Genomic DNA, 12254 nt, shown 5'->3' on the forward strand with positions numbered 1-12254 from the left:
TTAATCGAGTTCGTTGTCAAGATCGTTAGCTGACGGCGAGGCCGCAGGCGCACCGGCGGTACGGTTATATTTCGGACTGAGCTGGATATAAAGCACGGCCATCACCACGCCAATCACCCCCAGCGCCACCAGGTTGAAACTGGTGAAAGCCGCCGTCACGAAACCGAGATAGAAGAACGGCATCAGGTAACCGGCCCGCATCATATTGATGACCATGGCGTAACCCACTACCACAATCATGCCGCCCGCAATGTTGAGTCCGTTCGTCACGACTTCAGGAATCGAACTGAGCAGAGAGTGCACCGCGTCCGTGCCAACCGAAATCGCAACGATCAACGCAGGAATGGCGATGCGCATGGCCTGAAGCAGCAGGGCGGAGACATGGATCCACGAAATGGCCGTAAGATTGCCTTTCTCTGCGGCTTTGTCCGCCGCATGCTGGAATGCCACGGTCAACGTGCGCACGATAATGGTCAGCACCTGGCCGGCGGCGGCGAGGGGAATAGCCAGCGCGATACCGGCGCCGACGCTTTGCCCACCTGCAATGACCAGAATGGTGGAGATAATGGACGCCAGCGCCGCATCAGGGGCGACCGCCGCGCCAATGTTCATCCAGCCCAGTGCAATCATCTCCAGCGTTCCGCCGATGATGATGCCTGTCTTCATGTCCCCCAGTACGATCCCAATCAGGGTACAGGCCACCAGAGGGCGGTGAAACTGGAACTCATCCAGGATGGATCCCATACCGGCAATACAGGCGATAATAAAGATCAAAATAATTTGAAGTGTGGTTATTTCCATCATACTTCGTGTCCTCTACAGGATAGAAAAGAGTGCTGGCCCGTTAAGCGCCTACTTTGGCTATCAGATCCATCATTTTCAGTTTGGGATCACCTGAAACCTTGCGTACCTCAAGCTCGATATTGCGCTCATTGAGCTTTTGGAACGCGGCGATATCTTTCTCATCAACGGACACGGCATTGTTGACCTGCGTTTTGCCCTGCCGGAAGGCCATGCCGCCAATGTTGACGCTTTTGATATCGACGCCCTGTTCCACAACCCGCAAGACATCGGTGGGATTGGTGAACAGCAGCATGACGCGCTCACGGGCATATTTGGGGTTATTCCAGACGCGCACCATTTTATCGACGCCAACCACGTGCGCGGTCACGCCCGGCGGCGCGACCTGGGTTAAGAGTGTCTTGCGCACATTGTCGTTTGCCACCTCATCACTGACGACAATGATGCGGCTGACATTGGTCTCTTTGGTCCAGCGTGTGGCGACCTGGCCATGAATCAGGCGGTCATCAATACGGGCCAGGCAGATAATCATGTGTTCGTCAGGCGAGAGGGGTCTGACAGCGGCAGGGGTGGGAGGTGGAGTCGGTGCGGCAGCAACGGGCGCGGGTTTGACTTCAGGTTGGGCTTTCAGCGCTTTGACGCCTTCACGGCCAGTTTCAACCGCAATCGCCACCAGCTCATCGAAGGTTGGATTGTCATCCCGCGCCATCAGGGTTTCCACTAACATGGGAATATTCACCCCGGCCACGACCTCATAGCTGTCGTGATCCATGACCAGCCGACTTGCCGCATTAAAAGGACTTCCGCCCCAGGTATCTACCAGAAAAAGCACCCCCTTTGAGGTATCCAGTTCGGCCAGCTTTGCCTGATATTTTTCAATCAGCGTTTCTGCATTTTCGCCCGGTACAAAATCAATCCATTTGACGTTTTCCTGTTCGCCTAAAAGCATCTCTGCCGTTTTAAGCAGCTGTTCTGCTGCCCAGCCGTGTGTACCAATGATCAGAGCAATGGTCACGTGCTACCTCCGTTCGCTTGTTGATTCCATAAGGTGAGGAACCGTTAAGAATTATCGCGTTAACAATGCTGACTTCTTTATTGAGCCTGCCGGCCCGATATCCACATTGCAGGGATAACCAACTCACTACGTGCATGCCGGATTTATTTTAGTGACCGAAAAAATAAATTTTGTGATGTCGGTTGGCTATTTACAGCATAAAAGCGTGAAATTACGTTTTAATGGCGCATAAACGAAGTGATGACAGAATGTAAAAATAAGAAAATTTTTTGACCTTGTTGACCGAACTGATACATTAGCGATCTGTTAATTATTCAGGAGTAATGGGCATCAGCCCACCCTTATGGACCGTCACCGACGTTGCTTAACCTTGTCTTTGCGCTCCTCAGCGCGTCAATTTACGCCAGACCGCGTTTTCTTTGCTTTTACACCTTGCTCATCGTCACGTCATCAGACGCTGGTACGTTTTAGCGTAATCACATCCTTTTTCAGGAGTCACTAATGGAATTTCTGTTCGACCCCTCAATCTGGGCGGGATTGCTCACGCTCATCGTGCTCGAGATTGTGCTCGGCATTGATAACCTGGTATTTATTGCCATCCTGGCCGATAAGTTACCGCCGAAGCAGCGCGATAAAGCGCGTTTGATTGGCCTCTCGCTGGCGCTGGTTATGCGTCTGGGCCTGCTGTCGCTGATCTCCTGGATGGTCACACTGACGCGCCCGCTGTTTAGCGTAGGCGGGTTTAGTTTCGCCGGACGCGATCTTATTTTGCTGGCGGGCGGGATCTTCCTGCTCTTTAAAGCCACGATGGAACTGCATGAGCGGCTGGAAAACCGTCAGCTGGAAAACAGCGGCAACCGCAGCTATGCCAGCTTCTGGGCCGTTGTGGCACAGATCGTCATACTTGATGCGGTCTTCTCACTGGATGCGGTGATTACGGCCGTGGGGATGGTGAATAACCTGCCGGTCATGATGACGGCGGTAGTGATCGCCATGATTGTGATGTTGCTGGCCTCTAAACCGTTAACAAAATTTGTTAACGCCCATCCTACGGTCGTTGTCCTGTGTCTCAGTTTCCTGCTGATGATCGGTCTGTCGCTGGTGGCGGAAGGGTTTGGCTTCCATATTCCTAAAGGCTATCTGTATGCGGCGATTGGTTTCTCTATCCTGATCGAGCTGTTTAACCAGATTGCGCGTCGCAACTTTCTTCGCCATCAGTCGCATCGTCCTATGCGTGAGCGTACCGCTGAGGCCATTTTGCGCCTGATGGGGGGCCGCAACCGGGTACAGACGGCCCCGGCCAGCCCTGAAGAGCAGGCGACAGCCGTCGCGATCCCACAGGAAGCCTTTAAGGATGAAGAGCGCTATATGATTAACGGCGTACTGACGCTGGCTTCCCGTTCAATTCGCAGCATCATGACGCCGCGTGGCGATATCTCCTGGGTGGATGCCAGTCGTCCGGTAGACGAGATTCGTATCCAGTTGCTGGACACGCCGCACAGCCTGTTCCCGGTCTGCCGGGGAGAACTGGACGAGATTATCGGCGTTGTCAGGGCCAAAGAGCTGCTGGTCGCACTGGATCATGGTGTGGATGTTGCCACCTTTGCGGCAAACACGCCGATTATCGTGGTGCCGGAAACGCTCGATCCGATTAACCTGCTGGGGGTACTGCGTCGTGCCAAAGGGAGCTTTGTGATCGTCACCAACGAGTTTGGTGTGGTACAGGGCCTGATTACCCCGCTGGATGTGCTGGAAGCGATAGCAGGTGAATTCCCGGATGAAGACGAAACGCCGGATATCATCATGGACGGCGACGGCTGGTTAGTGAAGGGGGGAACCGATCTCCACTCGCTCCAGCAGCTGCTTGATTTTCATGAGCTGGTGAAACCGGACGACGATCATGCGTCACTGGCAGGGTTGCTGATTGCTCAGAAAGGACAATTACCGAAGCCGGGTGACGTCATTGATATCGCGCCGCTTCACTTCCAAATTATTGAAGCGACAGAATACCGCATTGATCTGGTTCGTGTGACGCGCGATCCGCAGCATGACGAGGACGAAGAAGGTTAACCTCCCCGGAAAACGCAAAACGCAACACACTGTGATGCGTTTTTTTTACCCCAGGCATGGCACTACAGGTCGCTGGTCAGTTGATGTTGCCGTAGCCACGCGGGGAAATCCTCCAGCGGCATGGGGCGGGCAAAATAGTAGCCCTGCAGGTGATCCACGCCGCGGTCGCGCAGATAGTCAGCCTGCTCCGGGGTTTCCACGCCTTCCGCCACCAGGCTGATATTCAGCCGTTGCGCCAGTGAGATCACCATATCCGTTACGGTCGCGTTAATCGCATCCGTGCCAATCGAGGCGGTGAAGATTTTATCCAGCTTCAGCACGTCCGGTTGCAGGTCCTTCAGGTAAGACAGTGAACTGTGGCCTGTGCCAAAATCATCAATTGCCAGCCGTACGCCAATCTCATGCAGTTGTGAAATGACCGTTTGATCGACCACCGGCAGCGCATCACGTTCGGTAAGCTCGACGACCAGCTTTGGCACCGGATTGGCAGGCCACCAGATAGTTTGCAGATCTTCCAGAATGGCGCGGTCACGAAAATGACTGGCGGCGACGTTCACAGCAATGTGAAAATCCGGGCTGTGAGGCAGATCCGGCAAGGCTTCGACAACGCGATTTAACACGAAACGGGTTAAAGGCTTAATCAGATTCTGACGCTCAGTCAGCGGAATAAACACATCGGGCGGGATCCAGCCCTGGCGCGGGTTATGCCAGCGCAGCAGGATTTCAATGCCGTCACACTGACCGTTTCGGGCATTGATGAGCGGCTGGCAGTAAACAATAAACTCCCTGGCGGTGATGCCATAGCTGATTTGCCAGCTCAGACTCATGCGGTTGGCGGTTGCCAGCCACATGACATAGCCTATTAACAAACTCAGCATTAGCGCCAGCGGCAACTGAGAAGGCAACGAGGCCAGTGCCAGACGGGATGGGGAAGGGCCATAAAGCGTTACCGTGTAGGGATAACGCAGTGACGCTTCATTATAGGTGACTTCATCTTCCGAAGGGACCGCCGACTCAATAAGCGGATTGCCGTATTCCAGGCTCTTGCCGTTAACGTTAAAGATGGCGCGTTCCACCCAGGGCGACTGCGGTTCCAGCAGATAACTGCTCATCAGTTCAATGTTGATGGCCTGCAGGATGCCTGAGCGGTTATCCAGCGTTGTTGGCGTCCAGAGTAATAAGACCGGCGAACCTTTAAGCAGATAGTCATCTGTAGACAGGATCATGCGCTTATCGTTAAGCGCCAGTTCAGGGTAGGTCTGACTAAAGGTGATATCCCGTGAGCCGAAAATACTGGAGCAGTACAGTAAGTCATCGTTCACCAGCAGAATCGCCCGCACGGTTTGTAAGGACGCAATCTTTTCGATTAAGGGAAAACGCGCGTCCTCACAGGGCATGCCCACTAAACCCAGCGTGTTATTGGCTGCCACATCCAGCGGAGAAAACATGCGATCAAAACGCGTAATCGCGTTATCGGCAAAGCTAATTGCACGCTGCTGAATCCGTGATTTTTCTTCGAAATAGCGCAAAGCCAGCGTTAACGTAAGAACAATAGAAGCAATCACCACAGCAATAAGCAAACGCTTACGTCTGTACTGTCCAACATATTGCTGGGCCATGAACATCAAGAATCACCTTCCCAAAACCAGAAAAATAGATATAGCTGGGTTGTTATCGGCACGGCCTGGAGCAAATTTAGGACCGGTGCGTAAAATGAAAGGCTGAGAAGAACGCGCTAAAGCGACTGTCGGGTCGCTTTAGCGTTGTTAATATTTATATCAGGCAGGACTTGCTAATGCACTGTTTAACGGGCGCAATTTAAAAATAAACAGACTGAATGATTAGTCACATTGAACTTTTATCGCCAGTCCGCCCCGTGATGTCTCGCGGTATTTCGCGTTCATGTCTTTGCCGGTCTCGTACATGGTTTCAATGACCTTATCCAGTGAGACGCGCGGTTCGCTGGTACGGCGCAGGGCCATACGTGCCGCGTTGATCGCTTTCACCGAGGCGATTGCGTTACGTTCAATACAGGGCACCTGAACCTGGCCGGCAACCGGATCGCAGGTCAAACCCAGATTATGTTCCATCCCGATTTCGGCGGCCACGCACACCTGCTCAGGGCTGGCGCCCAGCAGTTCGGCCAGACCTGCCGCAGCCATTGAGCAGGCAACGCCGACTTCCCCCTGACAACCGACTTCCGCGCCGGAAATAGAGGCATTCATTTTATACAAAATGCCAATGGCACCGGAGGCGAGGAAATAGCGAATAAAAATGTCGGGCGTGACGGGTTCAATGAAGTGATCATAGTAAGCCAGGACGGCGGGGACGATACCGCAGGCTCCGTTGGTCGGTGCGGTCACCACCCGACCGCCCGCCGCGTTCTCTTCATTAACCGCCAACGCAAACATGTTGATCCAGTCAATCACCACCATCGGATCGTTAGAGTGTTTGGCTGAGGAGATCAGCAAACGCCGCAGTGACGCCGCCCGGCGCGGTACCCGTAACGGCCCGGGCAGCACACCTTCGGTATTCAGACCACGGTCAATACAGGCCTGCATGGTTTGCCAGATGGTCGCAAAATATGCATTGATCTCTTCACGTGAGTGCAGTGCCAGCTCGTTTTTCATCACCAGCCCGGACAGGGAAAGTCCGGTCTCGCGACAGTGGGCCAGCAGTTCTTTGGCCGAGTGGAAGGGCCAGGGTACCGTGACTTCGTCCAGGGCCGACTGACCAAAATGCTCTTCATCGACAATAAAGCCGCCGCCGACAGAGTAATAGGTTTTAGACAGCACCAGCAGGTCGCCGGAGAACGCCAGCAGGCGCAGGCCATTTTCGTGCAGGGAGAGATTTTCGCTACGGAACACCATACCGCCTTCACGCGGAAAATCGACTTCATGCGCGCCTTTGGCAAGGGGCAGGCGTTCACGTTGTTGAACATCCTTAATAAACGCGGGGATGGCGTCGATATCGACGCTGTCAGGCGATTCGCCGGCTAAGCCCATAATAATCGCTATATCCGTATGGTGACCTTTACCGGTCAGCGACAGGGAACCATAGACATCGACCGCTATGCGTGTCACCTCATGCAGCTTGCCTTGTTCAGACAACAACTCCACAAACTGTTTACCCGCTTTCATCGGACCGACCGTATGAGAGCTGGATGGGCCGATGCCCACTTTAAACATGTCAAAAACCGAAATCATGGGTGACACTCCTCACTAAAACTTGCAGACTGCCGTGGCAGTTAATGGCGCTAATAGTAAACGGCGAGGCAGGGTAAACGTGCTGCTTTTCGCATGAAATAAACTAATTAACTCCACCAGAAAAAATTATAGTGTGACATGGCGCAAAAGGCTGAATTCAGACGCAGAAATGGGCTCGCCCTCAACTAAAATGCAATTTGCTGGCTCAGGGCACGAATAATGCCTGCTGTCATTCCCCACACCAGATAGCCCTGATAATGGGAAAGCCACACCGGGTGGCGAATGCCGGCACGATAATAGTCAAGTTCGGCGTAGCGACTAAGACGAAGCGCTTCGGTCAGGGGCATTTCGAAGGCGCTCTGAACCTCGTCAGGATTAAGGCGCAATTCGAGGGTTGCAGGCACAATGCCGACCACCGGTGTGACCTGAAAACCTGTGCTGCTGGTCACCGGAGGCAGGCAGCCGAGCACCTCAACCCGATCGGGTGCGATGCCCACTTCCTCCTGCGCTTCTCGCAGCGCTGTCGCCACCAGTGAGCTGTCGTCGTGATCCTGCATCCCGCCGGGAAAGGCCACCTGACCGGCATGTTTACGTAAGGCGTGCGAACGTTGCGTCAGCAGCAAGCCGGGCTGTTGACGGGCAACGACGGGGATTAACACAGCGGCATGTCGCCCCGACAGCGGCTGGGCGTTATGCAGCGGCTGCTGCAGGAGAAAACGGGTGCGAAAATCAGCCAGCGTCAGCGCCATTCAGGCTCCTTTTTTCAGTGCAGGCAGAATGCGACTGACCTTATCCAGCGTTTCCTGATATTCCGAGGCCATATCACTGTCGGCGACCAGGCCGCCGCCCGCAGCGCAGTAAAGATGCTGACGCTCAGCAATCAGCGTACGAATGGTGATGCTGGTATCCATTCTGCCGCAGACACTGAGATAACCAATGCTGCCGCACCAGGCATTGCGGCGGTGAGGCTCAAGTTCATCAATGATCGCCATGGCGCGAATTTTAGGCGCACCGGTAATCGAGCCGCCGGGAAAACAGGCACGCAGCAGATCGCAGGCATGAAGATGATCCGGCAATGTGGCCTGAATGGTGCTGACCAGATGATGGACTGCCGGGAACGGCTCGACCACAAACAGTTCGGGCACGTGCACGGAGCCCGCGACGGCGACCCGACCGATATCGTTGCGCAGCAGGTCGACTATCATCAGGTTTTCTGCGCGGTCCTTCGCCGCCGTGCGCAGACTTTCAGCCTGGGCCGCATCCGCCTCAGGATCGGCCGCACGCGGACGCGTACCCTTGATGGGACGGGTGGTGATAACCTGCTGATCCAGTGCCAGGAAGCGCTCGGGAGACAGGCTCAGAATGGCGCTGTCGGGCAGGCGCAAAAATGCGCTGAACGGGGCGCGATTGGCCTGGTTGAGCATACAAAATGCCCGCCATTCATCCCCCTGATAGCTGGCGCTGAAGCGCTGTGCCAGATTGACCTGATAGCAGTCACCGGCCTGAATATAGGCCTGTACCTTATTAAAACGTTCCGCGTAGTCGTCTATGCTGAGGTTTGACCGCCAGTCACTGGTAAGGGAAAACGCCGCCGTGTCACGTTCGGGCCAGTTTTCCAGCCAGGCAAGGCGCGAGGCGATATCGTCCAGGGCGACCAGGGTGAGTTTACCGAGGTGATGGTCGGCAATCAGTGCCCAGTTATAGATGCCCACGGCCATGTCTGCCGTAGTCAGATCGTGAAGGGCGGTGTCGGGCAGCGTTTCAAAGCGTCGCCCCAGATCATAGCCAAACAGCCCCAGCGCCCCGCCCTGAAAGGGCAAATCGGGGTGACGCGGTGGCTTAGCGCCCAGCGCGTCACACTCCTGTTGTAATAAGGAGAGCGGATCGTCAGTACGCGTTTCAACGCGATCGCCCTGCTGAATTTCTGTTATGCTGCAACGGGTTGTCAGGGTGGTAAGCGGGTCCGCCGTCAAAATATCAAAACGGTTATCACTGTGACTGGCCTGGCCGGACGAAAGCAGCATCGCCCAGGGTAAATGCGCAATGCGCGAGAAATAGTGGGTGATAGCGTCGGACGAATAACACAGGTTATGAGTTTGAACGATCATTGAGCACGAAATTTGACATCAGTAAGGCCGTTAGACTGACATATTTTTCCCTGACTGGCACCTGTTTGTTCCCCATGAAATAATGACAGCCCTTAACAGGAGAAAATGATGATGACAGGATTACCCGCACTCTCACACGATCAGCAGCAGCGCGCCGTAGAGCGCATTCAACAGTTAATGGCCGAAGGGATGTCCAGCGGTGAAGCGATTACCGTTGTGGCACAGGAGATACGTGAAAGCCATACAGGTGAAATGATCCGGGCGCGCTTCGAAGAGGACGATGAAGGCTGACGCCCGGGGCTCGGGATCAGCGGGCCGCGATAATTTTTATTTCAACTTTATACTTCGGATTCATCAACCCGGCCTGGACCGTACAGCGAACCGGGGCGTTATCGGGTGAAACCCACGCATCCCAGGCGCGATTCATCGCGGCAAAATCCGCCTTGTCGACCAGAAAAATGGTAGCGTCAAGGATTTTGCTTTTGTCGCTGCCTACGCGCGTCAGCAGGGCATCGATCACCGCTAACGCATTAGCCGTTTGCGCCTCGGCATCAGCGTCGAGGTTTTCGGGCACACTGGTGTAATAAATGGTGTCGTTATGAATAACGGCTTCGGACATACGGTGTTCGGGATCAACGCGCGTAATGCTCATTTTCTTCTCCTGATTTTCTGAACGCCTAGCCTGACATATTCCCGGTACGATTGTCATCCCTTGCAGAAGACGGTCGCCGTCAGTCGCGCAACCGTCAGCGAAAAGTGGTATAAAGCGTCGCTTACTTGTTCAGAACAATCAGGATTAACGCATGGCCAATACGCACTATCTCTTTTGGGTAATGTTCGGGGCACTGACGCTGCTGTTTATTGTGATCGCCACGTTTGTCGGTATGTCGCGTACCGCAAAACACGGTTTTTTTACGCTTGTCGTCCTGATGGCGATACTGGTTGCGGGTGCGCTCTACATCAGCCCGTGACGATAACGGGCGGCCTGGCCCGTCAGACTGACTGAACGCATCCGGTCAGCAGACTTCATGCAGAATGCTGCCGTTTGTGATTTCCTTCGGGGCTGCAATGCTGACATAATATACAGTGTTTTCGGCCGTAATTGAGAGGGTACGTGGCAGACGATTTTGCAATTGATGGCGCGCTGGCAAAAGGCATTGCGGGCTTTAAACCGCGTGAGGCCCAGCGTGAAATGGCGCAGGCGGTCACCGAGGCGGTACAGAATCAGGGGGAACTGGTCGTCGAAGCGGGGACCGGCACCGGTAAAACCTATGCTTATCTTGCCCCGGCGCTGCGGGCGAAGAAAAAGGTGATCGTGTCAACGGGCTCAAAAGCCCTGCAGGATCAGCTCTACGCGCGCGATCTTCCCACCATTGCGAAAGCGCTTACGTTTACCGGTAAAACTGCGCTGCTTAAAGGCCGGTCAAACTATCTGTGCCTGGAGCGTATGGAGCAGCAGTCCGCGACCGGGGCCGATATGAGCGTTCAGGCTCTCACGGATTTTGTCACGCTCCGCAGCTGGGCCTCGCAAACCCCGGATGGCGATATCAGCACCTGTGCCGGCGTCACCGAAGACAGTCCGCTCTGGCCGCTGGTTACCAGCACCAACGACAACTGTCTGGGCAGCGACTGCCCCCTTTATAAAGACTGTTTCGTCGTTAAAGCACGTAAAAAAGCGATGGACGCCGATGTCGTCGTGGTCAACCACCATCTTTTCCTGGCCGATCTGGTGGTAAAAGAGGGCGGATTCGGGGAACTGATCCCTGAAGCGGACGTCATGATTTTTGATGAAGCGCACCAACTGCCGGATATCGCCAGTCAGTATTTTGGTCAGCAGCTGTCGAGTCGTCAGTTAGCCGATCTCGCCAAAGACATCATTATCGCCTACCGCACGGAAGTGCGGGACGTTCAGCAGTTGCAAAAATCCGCTGACCGTCTGGCCCAGTGTGCCCAGGACTTTCGCCTGACGCTGGGAGAACCGGGCTACCGCGGCAATCTGCGCGACCTCCTCAGCGATAACAACATCATGCGCATGTTTACGCTGCTGGATGATGCGCTGGAACTCTGTTACGACGTGATCAAACTTTCGCTTGGGCGTTCTGCCCTGCTGGATGCGGCCTTTGAGCGCGCGGCGCTCTATCGCACGCGACTGAAACGGATTCGTGCCATCAGCGAACCGGGCTTTAGCTACTGGTATGAATGTACATCGCGTCACTTTGTGCTGGCGCTGACGCCTTTGTCGGTTGCCGAACGTTTCCGCGAGGTCATGGATAACCGTAAAGCGGCCTGGATTTTTACCTCTGCCACCCTGGCTGTAGATGAAAAGATGGATCACTTTGCCGAGCGACTTGGCGTCAGTCAGGCAAAAAACCTGATTCTCAACAGCCCGTTTGACTATGCGCGGCAGGCGCTGCTGTGTGTGCCACGCAATCTGCCTGAGCCCAATCGCCCCGGTGGCGCGCGTCAGCTGGCAAAAATGATGAAGCCGCTGATCGAGGCGAACAAAGGCCGCTGCTTCTTTTTATGCACTTCTCATCTGATGATGCGTGAGCTGGCCGCCGAGTTCCGGGCCTCCATGACATTGCCGGTGCTGGTGCAGGGCGAAACCAGCAAAGGACAGTTGCTCAAAGAGTTTATCGATAAAGGGAATGCCTTGCTGGTGGCGACCAGCAGCTTCTGGGAAGGCGTGGATGTGCGGGGAGATGCGCTGTCGCTGGTCATTATCGATAAGCTGCCGTTTACGTCGCCAGAGGATCCGCTGCTTAAGGCCCGGATGGAAGATTGCCGCATCCGGGGCGGCGATCCCTTCAGCGATGTGCAACTGCCGGATGCCGTGATTACGCTGAAACAGGGCGTGGGCCGGTTGATTCGTGATACGGACGACCGCGGCGTTCTGGTCATCTGCGACCAGCGGCTGGTGTCACGGCCCTACGGCGCACTTTTTCTGAGCAGTCTGCCGCCCACACCACGCACGCGTGATCTTGCGCAAGCTATTGCCTTTATTCATCAGCAACCTGGCGCGTAATTGTGTGCTAAGATGCGCGCCGTTTTGAA

The 12254-nt window shown here is 54.8% G+C and carries 11 protein-coding genes; 4 read left to right on the top strand and 7 right to left on the bottom strand.

Annotated features, from left to right (window positions below):
- Together C7433_RS00620 and manX are read right to left on the bottom strand one after the other, a co-directional pair.
- Nucleotides 1-801: a PTS mannose/fructose/sorbose transporter subunit IIC gene (locus C7433_RS00620; RefSeq protein ID WP_033742216.1), complete on the bottom strand. Its 801-nt coding sequence runs from the start codon at nucleotides 799-801 to the stop codon at nucleotides 1-3.
- A 43-nt stretch (nucleotides 802-844) separates the two neighbouring features.
- Complete coding sequence (manX, locus tag C7433_RS00625) at nucleotides 845-1816, bottom strand: PTS mannose transporter subunit IIAB (RefSeq protein WP_039343077.1); 972 nt, start codon at nucleotides 1814-1816, stop codon at nucleotides 845-847.
- Nucleotides 1817-2317: 501 nt separating this feature from the next.
- Between manX and C7433_RS00630 the strand changes: the two genes are divergently transcribed.
- A complete protein-coding gene (locus tag C7433_RS00630; protein ID WP_054633672.1) occupies nucleotides 2318-3886 on the top strand; it encodes a TerC family protein in 1569 nt (522 codons plus the stop codon).
- 62 nt (nucleotides 3887-3948) lie between these two features.
- Here the strand turns inward: C7433_RS00630 and C7433_RS00635 are convergent, their stop codons facing one another.
- From C7433_RS00635 to pabB, 4 genes are all read right to left on the bottom strand, one after another.
- Nucleotides 3949-5511, bottom strand: a complete 1563-nt coding sequence (locus C7433_RS00635; RefSeq protein ID WP_033741915.1) for an EAL domain-containing protein — start codon at nucleotides 5509-5511, stop codon at nucleotides 3949-3951.
- A 216-nt stretch (nucleotides 5512-5727) separates the two neighbouring features.
- The gene (locus C7433_RS00640; protein WP_033741913.1) at nucleotides 5728-7092 is read right to left on the bottom strand and encodes an L-serine ammonia-lyase; all 1365 of its coding nucleotides are present in this window, start codon (nucleotides 7090-7092) and stop codon (nucleotides 5728-5730) included.
- 185 nt (nucleotides 7093-7277) lie between these two features.
- Entirely contained in the window at nucleotides 7278-7841 is a 564-nt protein-coding gene (locus C7433_RS00645; RefSeq protein WP_006119458.1) for a CoA pyrophosphatase, read from the bottom strand.
- The gene (gene pabB, locus C7433_RS00650) at nucleotides 7842-9200 is read right to left on the bottom strand and encodes an aminodeoxychorismate synthase component 1 (RefSeq protein ID WP_110267435.1); all 1359 of its coding nucleotides are present in this window, start codon (nucleotides 9198-9200) and stop codon (nucleotides 7842-7844) included.
- A 108-nt stretch (nucleotides 9201-9308) separates the two neighbouring features.
- On the opposite strand from pabB, the gene C7433_RS00655 reads away from it, so the two are divergent.
- The gene (locus tag C7433_RS00655; protein WP_006119456.1) at nucleotides 9309-9491 is read left to right on the top strand and encodes a YoaH family protein; all 183 of its coding nucleotides are present in this window, start codon (nucleotides 9309-9311) and stop codon (nucleotides 9489-9491) included.
- Nucleotides 9492-9507: 16 nt separating this feature from the next.
- On the opposite strand, the gene C7433_RS00660 is transcribed toward C7433_RS00655, so the two are convergent.
- Entirely contained in the window at nucleotides 9508-9852 is a 345-nt protein-coding gene (locus C7433_RS00660) for a RidA family protein (protein WP_006119454.1), read from the bottom strand.
- A gap of 151 nt (nucleotides 9853-10003) precedes the next feature.
- Between C7433_RS00660 and C7433_RS23685 the strand changes: the two genes are divergently transcribed.
- Complete coding sequence (locus C7433_RS23685) at nucleotides 10004-10171, top strand: hypothetical protein (RefSeq protein ID WP_006119453.1); 168 nt, start codon at nucleotides 10004-10006, stop codon at nucleotides 10169-10171.
- Between the two features lie 143 nt (nucleotides 10172-10314).
- On the top strand, nucleotides 10315-12225 hold the full coding sequence (locus tag C7433_RS00665; RefSeq protein WP_110267436.1) for an ATP-dependent DNA helicase: 1911 nt from the start codon (nucleotides 10315-10317) through the stop codon (nucleotides 12223-12225).
- Nucleotides 12226-12254: the final 29 nt, after the last annotated feature.

It is taken from the genome of Pantoea sp. PNA 03-3 (genome assembly GCF_003201175.1).
Taxonomy (GTDB): Bacteria; Pseudomonadota; Gammaproteobacteria; order Enterobacterales; family Enterobacteriaceae; genus Pantoea; species Pantoea stewartii.